Here is a 23916-nt window from a genome sequence, read left to right on the forward strand (position 1 = left end):
CTTTGTTAAACTACCTTTTTACTATTTGCTAAACGCACCACCGCTGGTGTAGGCCTTCTTCGCTTACAGATAAAAAGATAGCTATGACGGTATCGTTTGGCCTCTTTTTTAGCATCAGTCGCTAATGCAGCTACTTGATGACTATTTTTACACTGTTGTAAATCAGGTTCAACCAAACCAATCGATAAGGTCAGTAAAGGGACAAATTGCTTTTCACCTTCGCGATTTGTAGCCCAGTATCCCTTGCTTTTAATATGCTCAGGAGTAAAAAATAGCTGTGACTGCAATTCAAACCGTTCAATAATTGTATTGCAAATTGTAACTGCATCACTTTGGTCAAACACAACCATAAAGTCATCACCGCCAATATGTCCTACAAAGTTAGCACTGTTTGTGCAAGCTTGCACTGTTACATCAGCTAATAATTTAATTACACTATCACCGCTGGCATAACCATATAAGTCATTAAATTGTTTAAAGTGATTTAGGTCTATATAAGCTAATGAAAATTTTAACTTATTACGCAGCCTTTGCTCTATAGCTTCATTTATAGCAACATTACCTGGTAGCATAGTAAGCGGATTAGCGTGCTGTGCGTGGCGAATTTTTTCTTCGGTAATATGTTTTAAAATATCTCTCAGTGGCGCTAATCCCAAGTATTTATTATTGCGTGTAATAACTATATGCCTGCGTATATCAAAATCCTGATCTGTTATTTGCTTACTTACGACATCAAGCATTTGATTCTCGTCAACGACTAATGGTTGCTTGTCCATTAATTCTGTAACTGGGCGTTTATCATAAAGTGCGTGCCCGTAGGGGGCCGCAAATACTTCCGTTAGCTGATCTTTATGAAGTAAACCAATTGGCTGGTCATCTTGATTTAATACTGGGATACTAATAATTGATTTGTCTTGCTCAAATAGCTTGTGAGCATCCTTACAGCGTGTTTCGCTATCAATTGCTGACTGAGTTAAAGCAAGATACCCTATTGCCATTGATTGCTCACAGAGCGCCTTTGCTTTAAATGTTAGTGCTTGTATTTGCTCAGAACTAAAGTCATAACTTGGTCGTAAACTGGGCCTTTCGAGTAAAAATCCCTGTACGTTACTAATGCCTAAGCTCTCAACTAACGCCAGCTCCTCCGGACGCTCAATACCTTCTGCAATAACGGCTGTATTAGTTGCTTTAGCAAGTATAGTGATTGATTTTAAAAACTCTTTTTTAACATCACTCTCATCACAAAAATCAATAAAATAGCGATCTATTTTTACAAAATCTGGACATAACTCAGACCACTGCTTTAACCCTGAGTAGCCAGCGCCTAAATCATCAATAGCAATGGTAAAACCAAGCTCTCGATAATGAGCAATTGTTTTTAAAAGTAAAAACTCATCATCAACTTTCTCTTGCTCAGTAACCTCAATCACAACTCTGTTCGCAGCTAATCCAAATTGCTCAATTAAATGCAACGTTTCGCCTTTGGGGTGACACGGATCGAGTAAAGTTTTAGGGCTTACATTTAAAAAGAGCTTGCCTTGGAGGTTTAATTTTACAAAGTTTTCGATTGCTTTAGAGCGACATAATAATTCAAGTTCTGAAATTAATGCATGCTGATGAGCCACTTCAAATAACTTATTCGGCATTTCAAGTGGACTATTTTTAGGACCGCGACTGAGCGCTTCGTAACCAATAATACTTTGATTAGATATATTAAAAATAGGCTGAAATAATGTCGTTATTTCAGCATTATTTAAAATATATTCTAAAACTTTGTGTTGTACGGTCACGTCGGACTCTAATTATAATTTGATAAGAATAATAAAGTAGCAAGCCTGTATTACAATTTTATTGCACTGAAATAAACGCCACGCAATAAAAAACCGCTCAACAGAGCGGTTTTTTTAACAGTTACACAACCATTACGGCATAGCGTCTTGGTCTGCACCTTCTTTTTCAATTACTTCTGGTATTAAATCTTCTTTGCTTACGCCCATTGCAAGTGCAACAGAGCTGGCAACATAAATAGAAGAATAAGTACCAATAAACACACCAAATAACAATGCAGTTGCAAAGCCATGAATAGTTTGTCCGCCCCATGCAAACAAGGCAATCAATACTAAAATAGTGGTGATTGATGTTACAAGTGTACGGTTAAGTGTTTGGGTAAGTGAAATATCAATAATTTCAACTGTGTCGTCAATGCGTACTTTACGGAAGTTTTCACGAATACGGTCCGACACAACAATGGTATCGTTAAGTGAATAACCAATTACCGCAAGAATTGCCGCCAATATAGTTAAATCAAACTCTAAACCTAATATAGAAAACAAACCTACAGTAATAATAACATCGTGTAATAGTGCACCTACCGCACCCACAGCGAAGCGCCATTCAAAGCGAAATGCAACATAGATTAAGATACAAATAAGTGCAGTTAACATGGCCAGGCCACCCTGCTCTTTTAAGTCTTCACCTACACTTGGGCCTACAAACTCAATACGGCGCATTACTACGCTGTCGTCTGCTTTTTTAAGTGCGTCGATTACTTGGTTACCAATTACTTCCGCTTTTACATCGCTACCGCGTGGCGCTAAGCGAACTAAAATCTCTTGGCTTGAACCAAACAATTGTACCGATGCATCGGAAAAGCCATTTTCAGCTAGCGCATCACGTACTTTTTTAAGGTCAGCAGGTTGTGAAAAACCAACTTCTACAGCAGTACCGCCTGTAAAATCTAAACCAAAGTTTAAGCCTTTAACAAAAATTGATGCAAACGACGCTAAAATTAGTAACGTCGAAAAACCCATAGCCACTTTTCGAAGAGACATGAAACGAAGGGTTCTACTACCCAAACTTAAAATTTGCATGTCTGCTCCTTAAATCGAAAGTTTATCAATGCGTTTACCACCAACAAATAAGTTGATTACCGCACGGGTACCAACGATGGCTGTAAACATTGAAGTTAAAATACCAATCGCAAGTGTCACTGCAAAGCCCGCAATCGGACCTGTGCCCACTGCAAACAGTATAATGGCAGCAATTAGTGTCGTGATGTTGGCATCAAATATAGTGCTAAATGCGCTATCGTAACCAAAATGAATTGCTTGTTGAGGACTACGGCCATCGGCCAGTTCTTCACGTATACGTTCAAAAATAAGTACGTTGGCATCAACAGCCATACCTACGGTTAATACAATACCCGCAATACCTGGTAGCGTAAGTGTAGCGCCTGGAATTAAAGACATAACGCCAACAATCAGTACTAAGTTGGCCGCAAGCGCAAGGTTTGCAACCATACCAAAGCCTTTGTAGTACACAAGCATAAACACAAGTACAAACGCAAAACCAAGTGCAACCGCAGTCATACCCGCTTCAATATTTTCTTGTCCTAAGCTTGGACCTACTGTGCGCTCTTCAACAATTTGAATTGGTGCTACAAGCGCACCTGCACGAAGTAGTAAACTTAAGTTGTGTGCTTCAGCTGGGTTGTCTATACCTGTAATACGGAACGAACGATCAAGACGTGCTTGAATTGTTGCCACGTTAATTACTTCTTCAACCTTAATAGGCGGAAGTGCTTTACCGTCTGCATCTTTTTTACCTGATGGCTTGTATTCGATAAATACCGTTGCCATACGCTTACCAATAGCGCGTTTGGTAAAGGCATTCATTTTTGCCCCACCTTTGCTATCTAACGTAATACTAACTTGTGGACGTTGGTATTCATCAGCGCCAGATTGCGCGCCCGTAATATGGCTGCCCTCTAAAATAATACGCTTTTTAAGTACAACAGGGTAACCGTCGCGGCTCATGATCATTTCAGTACCCGCTGGGATACGACCTTGAGCAGCAGCACTTGCATCGGCATTTTCGTCTACTTCACGAAATTCAAGTGTTGCTGTCGCACCTAAAATTTCTTTAGCGCGTGCTGTATCTTGAATACCGGGTAGTTGAACAATAATACGCTCAGCGCCTTGGCGTTGTACGTTAGGCTCTGCAACACCAATTTGGTTGATACGGTTACGAATAATCGTTTCATTTTGCTTGATAGCGTAGTCACGAATTTCTTTGAGTTTTTGCTCACTCATTGTTGCAAAAAATGCTTTATCGTTGCTGCTATCATCAATGTAAACGTTTAGCGGGTAGCGAGTTTCTAAGAAACTTTCTGCAGCATTTTTGTCTTCTTCGGTACGCATTTCTACACGCATACGTTCAGAGCCAGCTACACGGCGAACACTACGGTAACGTAGTTTTTCTTCGCGAAGATCACTGCGAAAATCTTGTTCCATTTGCTCAAGTTGGTTATCAACCGCTGTTGCCATATCGATTTCCATGGTGAAATGAACGCCACCACTTAAATCAAGGCCTAACTTCATTGGGTTGCCACCAACCGCTTTTAACCAAGCTGGTTGAGCGGGTGCCATATTAATAGCAGAAATGTAATCATCACTAAGCGAATCACGCAGTAAATCTTGCGCTTTTAACTGCTCTTCAACATTTTTTAAACGAACTAAAATTTGTCCATCTTCAAGTATTGTCGATTTAGCGGTTACATTATTTTTTTTGAGGATTTCGTTTACTTTGTCTACAACACTGAGATCAACATCAGCACCTTTAGCACCTGAAACTTGTATAGCCGGATCGCGACCATACAAGTTTGGAGAAGCATATAAAAGGCCAATGGCTACCACAGCTAAAACAAGTAAATACTTCCAAACCGGAAACTTGTTTAACACGGGGTCGTCCTTATTATTTTTATAGCGACTTCATTGTGCCTTTTGGCAATACTGCAGATACAGATGATTTTTGCACTGTTACTTCTGCTTGCTCATTTAAAGAGATAACGATGAAATCTTTATCTTCAGAAATTTTAACTATTTTACCTACTAAGCCACCTTGAGTTAGCACTTCGTCACCCTTAGCCATCGCATTCATTAGGCTTTTGTGTTCTTTAACACGATTAGCTTGTGGGCGATAAATCAAAAAGTAAAAAACTAAACCAAAAATAGCTAACATAATTAGCATTTGCATAGTGCCCCCGCCTGCCGCTGCTGCGCCTGTACTTGCTTGTGCGTTTGAAATAAATAAACTCATGATACTTCCTCTTTAATTTTTAAAGTTTAATTTTTTATATCTGCTAGCTCTGGCACATCTTGGCCTCGGCGAGCATAAAAATCTTTTACGAATTCTTCTAATTTACCTTCGCTAATTGCATTGCGTAAACCTTCCATAACACGTTGATAGTAACGTAAATTATGAATTGTGTTTAGTCGCGCACCTAAAATTTCGTTACATTTATCAAGGTGATGCAAATAAGCTCGTGAATAATTCCCACACGTATGGCAATCACACTCAGGGTCAAGTGGCCCTGTATCTGTTTTATTCACTGCGTTACGTATTTTAACCACACCTGTGGTAATAAATAAATGACCATTACGTGCATTACGCGTTGGCATAACACAGTCAAACATATCAATGCCTCGGCGAACCGACTCAACTAAGTCCTCTGGTTTGCCTACACCCATAAGGTAACGAGGTTTGTCTTCTGGCATTTTAAACGCACAGTGATCAAGAATGTTCATCATTTCGTTTTTAGGCTCGCCTACTGATAGGCCACCTAATGCATAACCGTCAAAACCAATGTCTTCAAGACCGGCTTGTGATTGTGCACGTAATTCTGGGTACATACCACCTTGAATAATACCAAACAAAGCAGATGGGTTGTCGCCATGACCTTCTTTAGAGCGCTTAGCCCAACGAAGAGATAGCTCCATAGAATCTTTAGCTTCTTTTTCAGTCGCTGGATACGGCGTACATTCGTCAAATATCATTACAATATCTGAACCTAAATCGCGTTGTACTTCCATCGATTTTTCAGGTGACATCATAATTTCATCACCATTTACAGGTGATTGAAATAATACGCCCTCTTCAGTGATTTTACGCATTGCGCCTAGGCTAAATACCTGAAAACCGCCTGAGTCAGTTAAAATAGGGAAATCCCAGTTCATAAAGTCATGTAAATCACCATGCTGCTTAATGATCTCAGTACCTGGGCGAAGCATTAAGTGGAAGGTATTACCTAAACAAATTTGTGCACCAGTCGCTTTTACTTCATCTGGCGTCATACCTTTTACAGTACCGTAAGTACCAACAGGCATAAATGCAGGTGTTTCTATTACACCACGGTCAAAAATCAAGCGGCCACGGCGCGCTTTTCCGTCAGTACGGTCTAATTCAAATTTCATATCATCCTCAATGTCAGAAAAACAGTCCAACAAGCTATAATTTAACCGCTCGATTCTACCCTTTTTGACCAGCCAATACTATTAGCTGCGGTAAATTCAATACTGATAACTTCATTCAAATAAAAAACCCCAGCAACTTAACTGGGGTTTGTAATCATTTTTACTGATAATTTAATACTTAACCTGAACCCTGGATAATAAGTCTGTCTCAAGCAACTATTTTCAGCGCTAACTGTGTTGAATTTACTTGCAATAGGGCCGGTTACTTAACTATTTACGTGTTAAAAACATCGCGTCGCCATAACTAAAAAAACGATACTGCTGTTCAATTGCCGTGTTATACGCACCCATAATGTTGTCTTGCCCGCTAAAGGCGCTCACTAACATTATAAGCGTTGATTCCGGTAGGTGAAAATTAGTAACCATGGCATCCACTACATTAAACTGATAACCCGGATAAATGAATATATCTGTATCACCAAAGTAAGTGTCTAGCTTGCCACCATGTACTTTTGCTGCAGATTCTAATGAACGCACTGAGGTTGTACCAACGGCAATAACGCGCCCACCTTTCGCTTTAGTTTTTGCAACAGCCGCTACCACATCTTCTGGCACTTCAATGTATTCGGAATGCATTATATGATCGTCAACACTGTCAACACGCACTGGCTGAAAAGTACCTGCACCAACATGCAAGGTAACAAAAGCCATTTGCACGCCCTTATCCTTTAATGCAGCCATTAACTGTTTATCAAAATGTAAACCAGCAGTAGGCGCTGCCACTGCCCCTGGTTTTTCACCATAAACTGTTTGATAGCGCTCACGATCGGCTTCGTTATCAGGGCGATCAATATAAGGCGGTAATGGCATGTGTCCAATGTCGTTTAATATATCAAGTACGTTTTGACTGTGATCAAATTCAAGCTCAAATAACGTGCCATGGCGTGCAACCATAATTGCCTTGACCTTATCTTCTAAAATAACTTCATTACCAGGCTTTAATGATTTGCTAGCACGTACATGTGCAAGCACACGATGTTCATCAAGTACGCGTTCAACTAATACTTCAACTTTACCACCTGATGCTTTTTGACCAAACATGCGTGCAGGGATTACTCTCGTGTTATTAAAAACCAGTAAGTCGTTTTCGTTTACCAGTTCAAGTATATCACTAAAGACTTTGTGTTCTACACTACCACTAGGCCCATCTAGGCTAAGTAAACGACTACTCGTTCGATCCGGCTTAGGAAAGCGAGCTATTAATTCATCAGGTAAGTCAAAGCTAAAATCAGCTACGCGCATAGTTAGTAATCCACATCATTTAAAATCGCGCCAAGTGTATATCTATCGCCTATCAAGCTCAAGAAATCCCCTTATATTCTGCAAAATTGAAATACACAAGCCTGCGAATGGCCATTAATTTTCTTGTTCTTCAATCAAAAAATCACTATTCTTATTCGGTTAAATAAATATGGGTTGAAAAATACGTGGTAGAGCAACTTAAATTGCTAATTTTAAACGCAAGTCGTGCTGAACGCCTTACTATTCGTGCCACTTTAGAGGGCCTGAATGTTTTTGCTTTTATTGAAGTACAAGACAGTCAACAAGCTTTAAAACTATTAAAGCAACAGCCTGTTGATATTATTATCACGGGCCTCAATGTTGGTAAAATTGATGGTTGGCGCTTTTCACGAATGATCCGTTCGGGTTTATTAAAAACACCAAAGAATACGCCGATACTACTCATCCCTCCCATTTATTGTGAACGCATCGCAGAAACAACTGCGCGTAGTTATGGTATTGATGCCGTACTGCCTTTTGAGCAACAAGACATGCTGCCACAAGTTTTGGCTAATGTGCTGTCAACACATTTAGAAAAAAGTAGCCGCTTAAACCTATTATTACTTGAGCCACTGCAAGATAAAGCCAATGATATTAGCGCACAACTAAAGCTAAACTTTGCAATTACACATACAACAACAAGCAAAGAAGCGCTAAACGCTTACTACCAACAAAAATTTGCCATCGTATTGTTAGATGCCACAGCCGCAAGAGCTGAAACGTCGAGTGTTTTAGTAGAAGAGATTTTGCAGCACAACCCAAAACAGGCAATTGTAACAATTATAGATAATGATGATGCAAATTATGCAGAGCAGCTCTTATTATCAGGTGTTACCGATTTTATTCGTGTCCCCTACGACCCTTCTTTTTTAAATAAAGTATGTGACCACGCAGCACGTCGAGAAGACTTTATGGTCAGTTATGCTGAATTCGCCAACAAAGTTGAGCAATTGAGTGTAAGTGAAGTGAAATATAAAGAATTATTCTCAGCCCACCAACGCATTCTATTACACTTGAATACCGTGGTACTTGAACTTGATCAACTAGGTAAAATACGCTTTATAAATCCAGCTTGGGAGACACTAAGTGGTCATGGCGTAAAACCAACACTGCAAAAACCTTTAACCGCATTTTGTATTAATGAATGCCAAGAAAAATTACAAAATACGATTTGTGATATTTTAGGGGGGGGTGAAAATCAGCAACAAGTAGAAATTAAGTTACAGCACAAAAATGGCACTCAAATTTGGGTAGAATGCAGGTTTCAACTGATCAAAAATAGTCGTAATACAGCAACAATTACCGCCACAATCGACAATATTCATGAGCGAAAGCAAGCTGAATTACAGTTACGTCATTTAGCGCATCACGATCCACTTACAGGCTTACATAACCGCTATTATTTTGATCAACAACTTAATCGTATCTGCCAACCAAAGCACACTTTCGATGATATAGAACATGCTATTATTTATATCGATCTTGATCACTTTAAAATAATAAATGACAGTAAGGGCCACCATCAGGGCGATATTGTCTTAAAAGAAGTGGCTCAACTGTTTAAAGACAATATCGGTGATGAACACCTTGTTTGCCGTATTGGCGGTGACGAATTTGCTGTTATTTTAACAAACATGAACTTATTAGAAGCGCATTTAGTGGCCGAAGGTGTTTGCATCGCAATTGAACAACATACTTTTAAATCAGAGGATCAAGTTTACACAATAAGCTGCTCTATTGGCTTAGCTCAAATTACATCTAAAAATTGCGATCCCAATGAATGCTTAAAACAAGCCGACATAGCCCTATATATAGCTAAAAATTTAGGTCGAAATTTAGTCCACTGTTATTCAAAAGAAGACTCGCAAAATAAGACATTGCAAACAGGTTTGGAATGGGGTCACGAAATCCGCCAAGCATTACAACAAGATAATATAGAGCTTCATTATCAGCCTATTTGGGACTTCAAACAAAGTAAAGTTGCTTACTTTGAAGTACTACTACGATTAAAGCTCAATGATAAACTTGTGTACCCCAATCAATTTATTCCATCGCTTGAAATGTTAAACGATACATTTTTGATGGATCAATGTGTAATTCGTAACACGCTTGCTTGTGTTGAAAAACACCCAGAATTAAATCAAGTCGCAATCAATCTATCAGCACAATCATTTTTAGATGAACGATTACTGCCGCTTATAGAGTCAAGCTTAGAAAAATATCAAGTATCACCTACTCGTATTATTTTTGAAATTACTGAATCTGCAAGTATTAATAATCTAAAAGCAACACGTAAGATGATTGAGAAGCTCAATAGCTTAGGTTGTCACTTTTCTATAGATGACTTTGGTACCGGCTTTAGTACTTTTAATTATTTAAAGCAGCTTCCCGCACAGCATGTAAAAATTGACGGCTCATTTGTACGTGACATGCTTAACGACCCCATCGATTTAGCGTTAGTAAAAGCAATTAATGATATAAGCCGGTCACTCGATAAGCGTTCTGTGGCTGAGTATGTTGAAAATAAAGATATATTTTTTGCACTAAAAGAGATTGGTGTGGACTACGGACAAGGCTACTTTATTGCACGTCCTATGGCGGTTGAAAAAGTAAAAACGGAGCTTGAAAATATTTTAAAAAATAAAGTTTTTTACCAACAATAACCTAGCTCATATTAAGCATTAATAAACAATTTTAAGCATTTTATTACTATCATTATTATCTTTTTTACCTATACTTTCCTCATCACAATACGAATGTCACGTTATTTAAAGGATTACGCTTAACAAACATGACATTACCTATTGCAAATACAGAACCCTAAATCATGGGCTGTTTTAAAATAAGGTTTGAGGAGATAAATATGACGCAATTGATTATATTATTACTACTTATTCACTTTGCAATAGCGTATCAATGCTATCGATACGCGAGCATAAAGGGCTACCCAATTCGAGTATTTACAGTATTAGGTTGCATGCCTTATTTTAATTTAGTGGTGTGGATCTATTTATTATTTTTACCGGAGCTAGAACCTTTTGAACACCATAACCATGATCAAAAGCAGCCTCTTTAGGCTGCTTTAACATTTAAATCACTTTGTTTTATTAAACTCCAAACTACATTGGCGTTGTAAAAACACCTCAAGCTGCTGACTAAATAATTTAAAGTCGCGAATTCGTCCCGTTGTTTTACGCCACAATATACCGATATCACGGTATGCGTCGCTTTGCGATGGTGTCGCTGTCATATTTTTATTATCTAAAATCCCTGCATTAATTGCCATTTGCGGTAAAAAAGTCACGCCAAGTTGATGTTCAACCATGCTAAGCAAAGTATGCATACTTGCTGCTTCAAATGGATTAATACAACTAGCACGATTTAAGTGACACGCACTAAGCGCATGCCCTGTCATACAATGCTCACGCTCCAGTAAGAATACACTCGCATCTGGTAGCAAATTAAAGTCCTCTACCCCCTTTGCAGGCATATATTCTTTATGATGCACTAAGCTAAAATGATCTTTTGCCAAAATTTGAGTATGAAACTTATCCGTTTCGTATGGTAAGGCTAATAGCGCTAAATCAATATGACCATGCTCGAGCTTGTCGAGTAGTTTATCGCTCGTGTCTTCTATCAATACCAGCTCTAAGTCGCAAAAAGCTTGTTTGCAAAAGTGATAGAGCGGCGCAGCAATAAAGCTCGCGATAGTCGGTATTACACCCACGGTTAACTTACCGCTGAGGGGAGTTAAAAAGCTTTTAGTCAGCTCTTTTAAGCTAATTGTATCATTAATTATTTTACGAGAACGCTCTACAACTTCTTCGCCGATGCTGGTAAACATAAGGCTACGATTTTCTCGCTCGATGAGCTGACAACCAAGTGTTTCTTCAAGGTTTTGAATCGCACTACTTAAAGTGGATTGACCTATAAAGCACGCGCTCGCGGCACGCCCAAAGTGTTGATGTTGATGAACAGCTAATAAATACTGTAGCTGTTTGATGCTTGGAAGATTGGTCATTTTTTCTTTCCACAAATAAAAAGACCCCAACACCTAGGGCGTTGAGATCTTTTCAAGCTAAAAGTCTTTAAGTACTTTTTTGTTAAACCCCAAAAGCGGTTCTTAGTACGTAGAAAATAACAATAGCAAGGGCAGCACCAACTGGCAACGTAATTACCCAAGAAACTACAATGTTTCTGATTACGCCCATATTAAGTGCTCCAATTCCACGTGCCATACCTACACCTAATACCGCGCCAACTAAGGTCTGAGTAGTAGAGATTGGCATACCAGTACCTGATGCAATAACAACCGTTGAAGCAGCAGCTAGTTCAGCAGCAAAACCACGGCTAGGCGTTAAATGTGTAATGCCTTCACCAATCGTTTTAATTACTTTTTTACCTAAGATAGCAAGACCTGCCACAATACCAAAACCACCAAGCGGTAGAATCCACCATGCAATAGCGGCTTTCTTAGCAATTTCACCATTGTTTTCAACAATATTTACAACAGCAGCTAGTGGACCAATAGCATTAGCAACGTCATTAGAACCATGGGCGAATGCCATACAACATGCAGTTAATACCATTAATACAGCAAATACTTTTTCAACATTGTTGAACTGCATTTGCTTATCCGCTTGAGGATCAATCTTCAAACGAGAAATAGCAATTTTACCAATAATACCCACAATAACCGCAATAGCGATAGAAAGTGCATAGCCTTCAACAGCACCTAAATCTATGCCAACATGCTTTAAGCCTTTTTTAATTGTAACTAAAGCCATAATAAAGCCCGCTAGACCCATATAAAGCGGTACATAACGTTTAGCATTTTTAAGTGGAGCGTCTGTATCAAAAATAAGCTTTTGCGCACTCATAAATATTAAGTATGCAATAAAGCCTGATATAGCCGGTGTTATAATCCAACTACCAACAATACCACCTACTTTATCCCATTGGATTGCCTCAGTACCAACAGCAACTAAAGCAAAACCAATGATTGCGCCAATGATTGAGTGAGTAGTTGATACCGGCCAACCTAGGAACGAAGCCATTAATAGCCATGTTCCGGCTGCAAATAAAGAAGCAATCATGCCCAGAACCATAAGCTCAGGAATATCTGCAAATGGTGCTGCATCAATAATTCCTTTACGGATTGTTGATGTAACCTCACCACCTGCTAAGTAAGCACCTGCAAATTCAAAAATCATCGCAATAAAAATTGCTTGTTTGATTGTAAGCGCTTTAGAACCTACTGAAGTACCCATAGCATTAGCAACGTCATTCGCGCCAATACCATAAGCCATAAAAAAGCCGACTGCTGCGGCAATTAAAATTAATACCGTGCCGTAAGATGCAATGATATCCATTGTGTAACCTTAATCTTTCGTAATTGAACTGATTTTAAATTAACGAGCTAACATCAGCTCAAGACGTGATCCTACGCGCTCTGCAATATCTGCAAGCTCGCCAACCCACTCAATGATTTTGTATAAAAACATTACATCAATTGGATTTAGCTCACCTTCTACAACTCGCAGTTGGCGACGTACTTTTATTTGCATTTCATCCGTGTCTTGTTCTATCGCATCCAATTCTACTAGCATTTTTTCTACTAAGGTCACTTCGCGACCTTTAAAACCAGTTTCTAGCAATTCTTCTAACTCATTAATTGCTTTAGATGCTTGTTTAGTTGCATCTACACAACGAGTTAAATAAGCAAGAAAATCAACTTGCATAACTTTAGGAATCGTCATTTCACGACCAATCACACGTCCAGCAATGTCTTTCGCTTTATTAGCAATTTTGTCTTGTTGGGTTACTAATTCGAGCAGATCTGTACGCTCTACCGGCATGAATAATCCACGCGGTAGCTGTAAACGTATATCTCTTTTCATATCATCAGCTTCACGCTCTAAATTACGAATAGTGATACGAAGCTCTTCTGCTTGTACCCACTCTTCTTTAAATACGTGATTAAAAAAAGGTATCAAAGCTTTACTTGCTTGATGAACCTTCTTGATGTGTTCTTCCATAGGTTTGATAGGAGATTTTGCAAATACTCCTAAAAACGCGTTTGTAGGCATAACTGACCCTTTAATCAAATTGATATGCTTTGCAGCATGAATTTTACAGCATTCACAACGATTGTGAATGCTTTTTATTGCTTCACTTGTGCTAACAATGCACAAAGCGACACAAGGCCGCTTTAATACAAAAGAATGAAATAATTAAATTTATAGAGATTTTTCTATATCTTCTTGAGATGTATGACGAATATCTTTGCCATTTACGAAATATATAATGTATTCCGCAATATTTTGGCAACGATCTCCGATACGCTCAAGCGAACGCACAGACCACACTAAATCCATAATTTTCGGGATTGAGCGAGGATCTTCCATCATATAGGTCATTATTTGACGTGTAATGGCTTCATACTCTCTATCTACCTTTGCATCTTCCTTGTGAACCTGAAATGCACGTTGTACATCCATACGCGCAAACGCATCTAGCACATCATGAAGCATTTTTAATACTTGGCGACCCATATTTTCAATATTAACTAATAAATCTTGCTGATCTTTAGTAAATGAATCCAATGCCACTTTTGCAATGCGCTTTGCTTCATCGCCAATACGCTCTAAATCAGCAATCGTTTTTGCAATTGCAATTACTAACCGTAAATCACTGGCTGCTGGCTGACGACGAGCAATAATGCGAGTGCACTCTTCGTCAATGTTCACTTCCATAGCATTTACTTTGTAATCGTTCTGACGCACCTTTTGAGCAAGCTCTGCATCGTTACGACTAACGGCGTCAAGTGCGCTGCTTAGTTGTTGTTCAACGAGGCCTCCCATGCTTAATACATGGTTGCGTACATTTTCTAGCTCTTGATTAAACCGGCCAGAAATATGCTTATTAATATTATGTTCCATAATTGCCTTCTCTCTTAATCTTATACAACACGTTATAACGGGCTAATTAACCGTAACGACCGGTAATGTAGTCTTCGGTCTTTTTCTTAGTTGGTGTTGTAAATAAGGTATTTGTATCTGAATACTCAATCAATTCACCCATATACATAAAGGCTGTTTGATCAGACACTCGCGCTGCTTGTTGCATGTTATGTGTAACAATAACAACGGTAAATTTGTTTTTTAAATCGTTAATAAGCTCTTCAATTACCAACGTTGAAATTGGATCAAGCGCTGATGTAGGCTCATCTAATAGTAACACTTCTGGCTCAATCGCAATTGAACGAGCAATAACTAAACGTTGCTGCTGACCACCCGACAAACCAAACGCACTATCGTGTAATCTGTCTTTTACTTCATCCCACAATGCTGCACCACGAAGCGACTGCTCTACTACTTCGTCTAATTTACGTTTCTCTTTAATACCTTGTAAGCGTAGTCCATATACCACATTCTCATAAATAGATTTAGGAAATGGGTTCGGACGCTGAAATACCATGCCTACGTTACGGCGAAGTGCGGCTACATCAACACTTTTATCATATATATTTTGCCCATGAAGTAATATCTCACCTTCAATTCGGCAAATATCAACCAAATCATTCATGCGGTTGATACAGCGCAGCAATGTTGATTTACCGCAACCCGATGGGCCGATAAACGCGGTTACTTGACCTTTAGGAATGTTCATATTCACTTTATTAAGTGCTTGCTTATCACCGTAGTAAAGATCGAGATTTTTAATCTCTAACGCTTTTTGATCGTCAGTTAAGTTTTCTAAATCTAACTTCAAGCCTATATTTGCTTGGTTTACTTGTGGAGCGACTGTAATCATGTTTGTTACCTATAAAATCTTTACAAATTAGTGTTCAAGCGATCTGAATTTTTCACGTAAATGATTACGTATACCAATAGCCGTTATGTTAAGCGTAATAATCACCGACACTAATAAAAAGGCCGTTGCGTATACCAGCGGACGCGCCGCTTCAACATTAGGACTTTGGAAGCCAACATCGTAAATATGAAAACCTAAATGCATGAACTTTCTATCTAAGTGAAAGTACGGGAAGTTGCCATCCAGTGGTAATGTAGGTGCCATTTTCACAACGCCCACCAACATTAGTGGTGCAACTTCACCTGCTGCACGTGCAACTGCCAATATTAAACCGGTCATAATTGCAGGACTTGCCATTGGAATTACTATACGCCATAACGTTTCAACTTTTGTTGCGCCAAGTGCGAGTGAACCATCGCGCACAGTGCTAGGAATACGAGATAACCCCTCTTCAGTCGATACAATAACAACAGGTAAAGTCAGTATAGCGAGCGTTAACGCCGACCACATTACACCAGGAGTACCAAATACTGGGGTTGGTGATGCTTCTGGATAAAATAATTGGTCTAAGCTGCCACCTAACATGTATACAAAAAAGCCAAGGCCAAATACACCGTATACAATTGAAGGCACACCCGCTAAGTTAATTACCGCAATACGAATCATTTTAGTGATAGCATTTTTAGCGGCATACTCGTGCAAATAAATTGCAGCAACAACACCAAACGGCGTCACGATTACAGCCATCAACATAACCATAAACACTGTACCAAATATAGCAGGAAAAACGCCGCCTTCGGTATTTGCTTCACGTGGGTCATCAGATACAAACTTACCTAACTGTACAAAGTAGTGCCCTAACTTTGCAAAAAAGCCCATGTCGTTTGGAAACCAAACATCGAGTACTTGGTACATAGGAATAGTAACAATTTCACCGCGCATATCTTTTACGGTTACGTAGTCACGTTTAGCTTGCTTACGTAGTGCAAATAAATCTTTTTCAAGTACACCATACTCTGCACGTAATTCAGCACGTGCTTGAGCAAGCTCAGCAACACGTTCATCAGTTAATGCGTTATCGAGTAAGTAGCCCTTTTCTTTTAAACGAAGACGCTCAAGCTCGTAGTTAATATGGCCTATATCGCCATTTTGTAAATCGAGTGCCTCATCGTTTAAATCAACAGCACGTTCAACAAGCTCATGTAGTATTTCTACTTTATCGCCAGCCACCGGCTTGCCATCTTTAATTACATTTTCTACATAGCCATAAAAGTTACCGTTTTTGCTACGTTCGAATACTGCAAGTGCCGCTGGCGTTGATTTATCTTTTATGTCAGTTTCCAGTATCCAACGAAAATCTAAATCTACGTATTCCCGATTACCCGTTTTAATCAGTAAACGTTCAAACTCTTCTTTATCGAATGCAGATACATCAATACCCGTTGCCGTCAAACGCTCTTTAGGAACAAGTTCACGATCGTAAATTTCACCTATTACGGTTTGTTTTGCAATTGACCCTTCAAGTTCAAACTGTACAACTTGAGAAGGCCAAAAAAAACTTAATCCCTTCCAGGCTATCATTGCTAGGATACCTAGCACTGAAATTAAACTGATGCTCACTGCACCACCGGTCATCCAAATCCAAGGAGAACCAGACCTAAACCACTGCTTTATCATGTCGTGTCTCTCCACTTACATTGAGCTGTATTTTTCACGTAGTTGCTGACGAACAAACTCAGCCACTGTGTTAAAAATGAAGGTGAATATGAATAGTACAAAAGCGGCTAAAAACAAAATTCTATAATGTGAACTACCCACTTCTGACTCTGGCATTTCCACCGCAATATTTGCAGCAAGAGTACGCATGCCTTGGAAAATACTCCAATCCATAATAGGTGTATTACCTGTCGCCATTAATACAATCATTGTTTCGCCAACTGCACGGCCTAACCCCATCATTACTGCTGAAAAAATACCTGGGCTGGCTGTTAGTAATACAACACGCACAAGCGTTTGCCACTGAGTAGCTCCCAGAGCTAATGAACCGTTTGATAAATGTTTTGGCACACTAAATACCGCATCTTCAGCAATCGAAAATATAGTAGGAATAACCGCAAACCCCATCGCAATACCAACAACTAACGAGTTTCGCTGATCGAACGTCATGCCTAATTCATTCGTTAAATATTGGCGAACATTGCCATCAAACATCCACAGTTCAATTGTTTCGCTCATTGCGAACGAAAACCAGCCAATAAGTAACACAACCGGAATAAGGATGATTGAATGAGAACCTTCTGGTATTTTATGGCGAATGCTTGCAGGCAACTTTGTCCAGCCTAATGCCGTACCTAAAATACCCAATGGTAGTAATACCAATAACCCAACAATGGCTGGCAAATGCTCTTCAATTAAAGGAGCCAACCAAAGACCAGCTAAAAAACCTAAAATAACCGTGGGTAATGCTTCCATTATTTCTACGGTTGGTTTCACTACCTTACGAAGCTCACTCGACATAAAGTAGGCTGTATAAATGGCTGCAGAAAGTGCAATAGGTACCGCAAATAACATGGCATAAAATGCTGCCTTTATTGTGCCAAACGAAATAGGTACGAGTGAAAACTTAGATTCAAAGTCATCGCTTGCTGATGTTGACTGCCAAATATAACCCGGCTCAGGGTAGCCTTCGTACCATACTTCTTCCCATAGCGCAGACCAGGTTACCTCAGGGTGTTCGTTATGTATTTCAAGTACCGTAAGTTTATTGTCAGCTAAAATTAATGCGGCGTTAGAGCGTGGTGCAATAGCAAAGTCTTTAATAGCACCTTCACTCACCTTGCCTTGCCATAATTTGGCTTCGCTTGTTGTATAGTACACACCAAGTTCGCCATTACTGCTGGTAGTAAAAAAAGTTCGGCGATAAAACTCTGTAAATATATTTAACTTACTTTGTTTACTTGTTTCAAATGAGCGGATTTTTTGATATTCACGACCAGTCTCAGTATTTACTTCAAACCATTGTGAAACCTCACCATTATCATTAGCAAGCATCAATGAGTTAGCACCGGCAAGTAATTGTGCAGATACTATATTTGCATTTTCTTCATTTGCCGAAAGTAATTGAATTAGCTCAACGTCGCTTGAATCACGTGTATCGTATACATAAATTTGATTAGCTGAACGAATAAAAGTACGCGTTGTATCAGGTGAAATTAAAAGCTCATCGACGCGCCCTTCAATGTTCAACTCAGTACGTTCAACAACCCATTCTACCTCGCCAGTAAACATGTTTTCTTCAGCTACAAAGCTACTAAACAAAACACGTTTGTCAGCCGTTAATGCCACAACAGCTGTTTTATCTTCATAATGACTAAATGCAAAACGCGATATAGCAGCGCCTTCTTCATCTACTTCTAGCGCCATTTCGCCAAGTGGGTAATCAACTCGCGGCGTTAATTTACGTTCATTATTTGGAAACGTGACTAAAAATTTAGGTGCAACAATCACCACCGAGCCGTTTTGTAAGCCATAGGCATATTGCCCCTGAAACGGTGCGCTGGTCGCAAAGCTGCTCACGTCACTTGGTAGTTCTACATCAAGTGTTTTAAGTTTTTTACCAAAACTAGCTTTTTCTACATTGTAAAAATCTACACTGCCTTGCTTGCTAAGTAAAAAAGCAACTTCTGTTTGCTCTTCAACACCTAAACCAACAATTTGATCTGCATTGGCAACATTGAAACTGTCGCGCTTTTCAACTTTTGCTGATTCAAAAATCGGTTGTACTACATAAAGGAGGTAGAAAAAAATTAATAGCAGCGCTATTAATACCATTACTCCACCTGCGGTTATGCCAAACTTGGCAAACCGATCTTTAAATAGACGGCTTCGATCCGTATTAAAAGTCGGCTTATTCGGATTGGAAGTCATCAAAACACCCTTAAATCTTAACGTTGCATAAATTATATTTCATCAAGATGACAGTATTGTTACAGCGGTAACAATAAACCTTTTTAGCCAGCTAATAATAAGGTGGTTTAATTCATTGCATATTTTGCATTAAACGAATAGTTTATAAGTGAACTTAATTATAAATTTATTGGACAAAGTATTTATCGAGGTCAATACTGAAAGGCGCCTAATAAATAACAATAGCAATGAGCTAAGCACCTAGTGCACATTGCTAGACGCGCACAACTCTAGGGTTTGAACCTATCGTTTATAAAACAACCCATAATATTTAGATTTAAGTTAGATAAACACTTAATGCCTATGCATTTACCTTCTTTGGGCTTAAAAAAGAGAATTATTTATGAAGCAGTTGGTTATAACAATTTTAGGGAAAGATCGCCCTGGCTTAGTAGAAAGCATCTCAACCATTATTTTAAAAAATAACGGTAATTGGCTCAGCAGTAACTTAAGTCATTTACTTGGTCACTTTGCGGGGATCATACAGCTAGAGGTCGCTGAAGAGCATTTACAATCACTTCAAAATGCATTAAACGCATTGCCTAAGCTTGATGTACGTATTGAAACCGGCAATACAGAAATAGAACATGTTGAACTTGAACAGCTAAACTTTGTGATTACAGGAAACGATCGCCCTGGAATAGTACAAGAACTTGCCAGTGTTATTCGCCATAAGGGCGCTAACATTACCCATTTAAACTCAAGGCAACAGAGCGCCCCAAACTGGGGAGTCCCTATTTTTAGCGCCGTAGCTACCATAACGTTACCTAATGGAATGAATAAAGATGAAGTAATTGATGCTCTCGAATCGATAACTAGCGATTTGATTGTTGATGTTGAAGACGTTTAACCTTCCTTAATGCGTGTCATAAACCTGACACGCATGTCATTTTAATGTCATGAACTTGCACTATATTTTATTTAGCATCTAATCGCGGAATAAAATATGAATGCCCATACAGGAAAAACGCAAGTTATTGAATATTTTGCAAAAGAGTTAAGCTGGCTATCGTTTAACGAGCGCGTATTACAAGAAGCAAAAGACAAAAGTAACCCAATCATTGAGCGTATGCGTTTCTTAGGTATCTTTTCAAATAACCTTGATGAGTTTTTCAGAGTTCGAGTGGCCGATGTTAAGCGCCGTATTTTATTAAGCAAACTACCTGATGCTAATTTTGAAGAAGACGAAGTTCTTTTAGGCCAAGTACAAAAAAAAGTATTATTGCTTGGTAAAAAATTTAACCAAGTTCACCAGCAAATTTTAAGTGACTTAACCGCACATAACATCCATGTTGATCGTCCTGAAAAGCTAAGCGAATTCCATTTAAATTGGTTGAAAATTTACTTTAATGACAATGTACTACAGCATATCTCGCCCATATTACTTGATGAAAATAAAGATTACTCAGATTACGTCAACGACACCATGACCTATCTATTCGTAGAAATGTGTGACGAAAAAAGCCATTACGCTATGCTCGAAGTACCCACAGACCGCGTGCCAAGATTTATAAATTTACCGCCTGAAAAAACTCGTCGCCATAAAACTATTGTGATGCTTGATGACGTTATTTTATATTTTTTAAATGATGTTTTTAATAGCTTTTTTAGTTTTAAAACAATTCAAGGTTACTCAATTAAGCTTACTCGCGATGCAGAATATAACCTTGATGACGAACTAGAAGAGGGCTTATTAGATAAAATGTCTAAAGGCCTCAAACAGCGTATTTACGCAGAGCCCGTTCGTTTGGTATATGACGAAACCATGCCTGATAATATGCTTAAAGTAATGAAAAAGCGCCTGAGCGTAACTCATCACGACGCACTTATCCCAGCAGGCCGTTATCGTAACTTTAGAGACTTTATAGCCTTTCCTAATGTAGGCCGTCAGTACCTTGAAAATAAACCGCTGCCGGCATTACAAAGCGCTGCATTTAATAAACACACCAGCGTATTTGATGCTATTAGCGAACAAGATATTCTCCTTTATTATCCGTACCACACATTTAACCACTTACTAGAGTATGTGCGTCAAGCAGCATTCGACCCAAAAGTTACGCAAATTAAAGTTAATATTTATCGCGTTGCCAGTAAATCTCGATTGATATCATCACTCATCAATGCCGCTAAAAATGGTAAACAAGTCACTGTAATGGTCGAGTTAAAAGCTCGCTTTGATGAACAAAATAATATCGAGTGGGCAAAGATATTAAGCGGCGCAGGTATTAGAGTGATTTTTGGTATACCCGCGTTAAAAGTACACAGTAAGTTATGTATTATTCATCGTAAAGAGAAAGGTCAAATAGTAAAGTATGCACACATTGGCACTGGTAACTTTCACGAAAAAACAGCAAAAATCTATACCGACTTTAGTTTATTCACAAAACATGTTGGGATCTGCGAGGAATGCGATAGCGTATTTAAATTTATAGAAAGTAGCTATAAACCTTTTAATTTTGAATACTTAATGCTGTCACCTGTAAATGCTCGTGACACTTTACTTGATTTAATCGATAAAGAAATTCAGCATGTAGAGAACGGTTGTGCAGGTAAAATTACTATTAAAGTAAACAACCTTGTTGATAAACAACTTGTTGATAAACTCTACTACGCTGGTCGTCGCGGCGTTAAAATACGTATAATTGTACGTGGCATGTGTTCATTAATACCAGGGGTAGCTAGATTTAGCGACAATATAAGAATAATAAGCATTGTAGATCGCTTTTTAGAACACCCAAGGGTAATGGTTTTTGGTAATAACGCAAACGACAAAGTTTATATTTCATCTGCTGATTGGATGACCCGTAATCTCGATCACCGCGTTGAGGTGGGTGTGCCTATTTTAGATGCGAAATTAAAGCAGCTCATTATTGATATTCTAGAACTGCAATTTAAAGACCGTACAAAAGCACGCTTAATCGATAGCGAACAAAAAAATGCCTATGTAAGACGTGGAAACCGTAAAAAAATCCGCTCGCAAATAGCGATTTATGACCACCTAAAAAAGTGGGAAGGTAACTATAATAATGGATGATCACCCCTCTATTGCCGCTGTCGACTTAGGCTCTAATAGCTTTCATTTAGTGGTTGCCCGTGAAGTGGATGGCACACTGCAAATTCTGCATAAAGAAAAGCAACGTGTATATTTAGCTGACGGGCTAGACGATAAATTTAGGCTAAGCCAGCAAGCAATTGATCGTGCCTTAATAGTGCTTAAACAATTTGCAAATACTCTACAAGACTTCCCTGCATGTAATGTAAAAGTAGCTGCAACGTATACTTTTAGACGAGCTAAAAATATCCATGCATTCTTAACACAAGCCAGTAAGATCTTTCCATTTCATATTGATGTTATTGCAGGGCAAGAAGAGGCACGGCTCATTTATCAAGGTGTCGCGCATTATGTACACAATGAAGAAAACCGCTTAGTAATTGATATTGGCGGCGGCAGCACCGAGCTAATAATAGGTAAGCACTTTAAACATAAGTTACTCACAAGCCGAAATATAGGGTGCGTAAGTTATACCAAGCAATTTTTTAGTGACGGCATAATAAACGCCAAACGCTTTAATAAAGCAGAGATAAAAGCAGAACAAGAAATAGAGGTTATTTTTGCTAATTACATCAATGAGGGTTGGCAAAACGTTATTGGTACATCTGGCACTATTAAATCTATTTTGGCTATGGTGGGCGCCCAAAACCCGCATCAGCCTTGTATAACCTACAATGATTTAGTCACCCTTAAACAGCAATTCATAAATGCCAAACATAGCGATAATTTACTCATTGAAGGTTTAACACCGGAACGACAGCAAAGTATTTGTGGCGGTTTAGCGATACTCATTGCTATTTTTAGAGAGTTTTTGATTAAAGAACTAACTTATAGTGATTTTTCGCTACGTGAAGGTTTATTACATGAAATGCAGCAAAAGTTGGCCGATAAAGACATTCGTAGCAATACCATTAATAACGTAAGTGATAGATACACTGTAGATAAAGCACATGCAATCCGTGTTACTAACACTGCAACTTGGCTTTATGAGCAACTTAAAGCGCCGTGGCAGCTTGATAACAATGATGATATTGCCTTGTTAACATGGGCTGCTAGTCTTCATGAAATTGGCCTATCAATTAACTCTTCGGGTATTAATAAACACAGCGCTTATATTGTTGCTAACAGCCAGCTGCCCGGCTTTACCCAACAAGAACAGGTAATATTAAGTTCGTTGATTCGCTTTTACCGGAAAAAAATTAGGCTCGATGAGTTACCTGAATTCATAACTATTTCTCAGCAGCAAGTGCTCAAGCTTATTACTATTTTGCGTTTAGCGATTCTATTTAATCAAAAACGCCAAGTAAGCCAAAAACCCAATATGGAAATTAGCGCAAATAGCACCGGCTTATTTATAAAATTTTGCGATAACTACTTGCAAGAACACACACTACTACAAGCTGATTTAATACAAGAACAGCGTTACTTAAAGAAAGTGGGTATAGCGCTTGATTGCTCCTAAAACTAACATATATCAAAAGTAGGATCAGT

The 23916-nt window shown here is 38.8% G+C and carries 18 protein-coding genes; 5 read left to right on the forward strand and 13 right to left on the reverse strand.

Features of this window, described 5'->3' with window-relative positions:
- Positions 1–5: 5 nt before the first annotated feature.
- From AC0VZ4_RS18030 to queA, 6 genes are all read right to left on the reverse strand, one after another.
- The gene (locus tag AC0VZ4_RS18030) at positions 6–1790 is read right to left on the reverse strand and encodes an EAL domain-containing protein (protein ID WP_475440345.1); all 1785 of its coding nucleotides are present in this window, start codon (positions 1788–1790) and stop codon (positions 6–8) included.
- A gap of 132 nt (positions 1791–1922) precedes the next feature.
- Complete coding sequence (gene secF, locus AC0VZ4_RS18035; RefSeq protein WP_007375995.1) at positions 1923–2870, reverse strand: protein translocase subunit SecF; 948 nt, start codon at positions 2868–2870, stop codon at positions 1923–1925.
- Positions 2871–2879: 9 nt separating this feature from the next.
- Positions 2880–4739 (reverse strand): protein translocase subunit SecD, encoded by a 1860-nt coding sequence (gene secD, locus AC0VZ4_RS18040; protein ID WP_475440346.1) that lies wholly within the window; start codon positions 4737–4739, stop codon positions 2880–2882.
- Between the two features lie 19 nt (positions 4740–4758).
- A complete protein-coding gene (gene yajC / locus AC0VZ4_RS18045; protein ID WP_007375993.1) occupies positions 4759–5097 on the reverse strand; it encodes a preprotein translocase subunit YajC in 339 nt (112 codons plus the stop codon).
- A gap of 26 nt (positions 5098–5123) precedes the next feature.
- Complete coding sequence (tgt, locus tag AC0VZ4_RS18050) at positions 5124–6251, reverse strand: tRNA guanosine(34) transglycosylase Tgt (protein WP_475440347.1); 1128 nt, start codon at positions 6249–6251, stop codon at positions 5124–5126.
- Between the two features lie 270 nt (positions 6252–6521).
- Complete coding sequence (gene queA / locus AC0VZ4_RS18055; RefSeq protein ID WP_475440348.1) at positions 6522–7553, reverse strand: tRNA preQ1(34) S-adenosylmethionine ribosyltransferase-isomerase QueA; 1032 nt, start codon at positions 7551–7553, stop codon at positions 6522–6524.
- 185 nt (positions 7554–7738) lie between these two features.
- On the opposite strand from queA, the gene AC0VZ4_RS18060 reads away from it, so the two are divergent.
- Together AC0VZ4_RS18060 and AC0VZ4_RS18065 are read left to right on the forward strand one after the other, a co-directional pair.
- Positions 7739–10255 (forward strand): EAL domain-containing protein, encoded by a 2517-nt coding sequence (locus AC0VZ4_RS18060; protein ID WP_475440349.1) that lies wholly within the window; start codon positions 7739–7741, stop codon positions 10253–10255.
- A 200-nt stretch (positions 10256–10455) separates the two neighbouring features.
- Positions 10456–10668 carry a hypothetical protein gene (locus AC0VZ4_RS18065; protein ID WP_007375989.1) on the forward strand — a complete coding sequence of 71 codons (213 nt, stop codon included), beginning with the start codon at positions 10456–10458 and terminating at the stop codon, positions 10666–10668.
- Between the two features lie 18 nt (positions 10669–10686).
- Here the strand turns inward: AC0VZ4_RS18065 and AC0VZ4_RS18070 are convergent, their stop codons facing one another.
- The 7 genes from AC0VZ4_RS18070 to AC0VZ4_RS18100 all read right to left on the reverse strand — a co-directional run bounded on the left by AC0VZ4_RS18070 (position 10687) and on the right by AC0VZ4_RS18100 (position 19334).
- Entirely contained in the window at positions 10687–11613 is a 927-nt protein-coding gene (locus AC0VZ4_RS18070) for a hydrogen peroxide-inducible genes activator (RefSeq protein WP_475440350.1), read from the reverse strand.
- A gap of 82 nt (positions 11614–11695) precedes the next feature.
- Positions 11696–12964 carry an inorganic phosphate transporter gene (locus AC0VZ4_RS18075; RefSeq protein ID WP_007375987.1) on the reverse strand — a complete coding sequence of 423 codons (1269 nt, stop codon included), beginning with the start codon at positions 12962–12964 and terminating at the stop codon, positions 11696–11698.
- 39 nt (positions 12965–13003) lie between these two features.
- On the reverse strand, positions 13004–13681 hold the full coding sequence (locus AC0VZ4_RS18080) for a TIGR00153 family protein (protein ID WP_007375986.1): 678 nt from the start codon (positions 13679–13681) through the stop codon (positions 13004–13006).
- Between the two features lie 150 nt (positions 13682–13831).
- Entirely contained in the window at positions 13832–14533 is a 702-nt protein-coding gene (phoU, locus tag AC0VZ4_RS18085; RefSeq protein WP_007375985.1) for a phosphate signaling complex protein PhoU, read from the reverse strand.
- 46 nt (positions 14534–14579) lie between these two features.
- Positions 14580–15407 (reverse strand): phosphate ABC transporter ATP-binding protein PstB, encoded by an 828-nt coding sequence (gene pstB / locus AC0VZ4_RS18090; protein WP_008138889.1) that lies wholly within the window; start codon positions 15405–15407, stop codon positions 14580–14582.
- A 27-nt stretch (positions 15408–15434) separates the two neighbouring features.
- Positions 15435–17084 carry a phosphate ABC transporter permease PstA gene (gene pstA / locus AC0VZ4_RS18095; RefSeq protein WP_033032120.1) on the reverse strand — a complete coding sequence of 550 codons (1650 nt, stop codon included), beginning with the start codon at positions 17082–17084 and terminating at the stop codon, positions 15435–15437.
- 15 nt (positions 17085–17099) lie between these two features.
- A complete protein-coding gene (locus AC0VZ4_RS18100; protein WP_475440351.1) occupies positions 17100–19334 on the reverse strand; it encodes an ABC transporter permease subunit in 2235 nt (744 codons plus the stop codon).
- A gap of 382 nt (positions 19335–19716) precedes the next feature.
- On the opposite strand from AC0VZ4_RS18100, the gene AC0VZ4_RS18105 reads away from it, so the two are divergent.
- From AC0VZ4_RS18105 to AC0VZ4_RS18115, 3 genes are all read left to right on the forward strand, one after another.
- A complete protein-coding gene (locus AC0VZ4_RS18105) occupies positions 19717–20223 on the forward strand; it encodes a glycine cleavage system transcriptional repressor (RefSeq protein WP_007375981.1) in 507 nt (168 codons plus the stop codon).
- Between the two features lie 96 nt (positions 20224–20319).
- Positions 20320–22407 carry a polyphosphate kinase 1 gene (gene ppk1 / locus AC0VZ4_RS18110; protein ID WP_033038204.1) on the forward strand — a complete coding sequence of 696 codons (2088 nt, stop codon included), beginning with the start codon at positions 20320–20322 and terminating at the stop codon, positions 22405–22407.
- On the forward strand, positions 22400–23887 hold the full coding sequence (locus AC0VZ4_RS18115) for a Ppx/GppA phosphatase family protein (protein ID WP_475440352.1): 1488 nt from the start codon (positions 22400–22402) through the stop codon (positions 23885–23887). Before ppk1 ends, AC0VZ4_RS18115 begins: the two co-directional genes overlap by 8 nt.
- Positions 23888–23916: the final 29 nt, after the last annotated feature.

Source organism: Pseudoalteromonas sp. QJM3NY_22 (assembly GCF_056173065.1).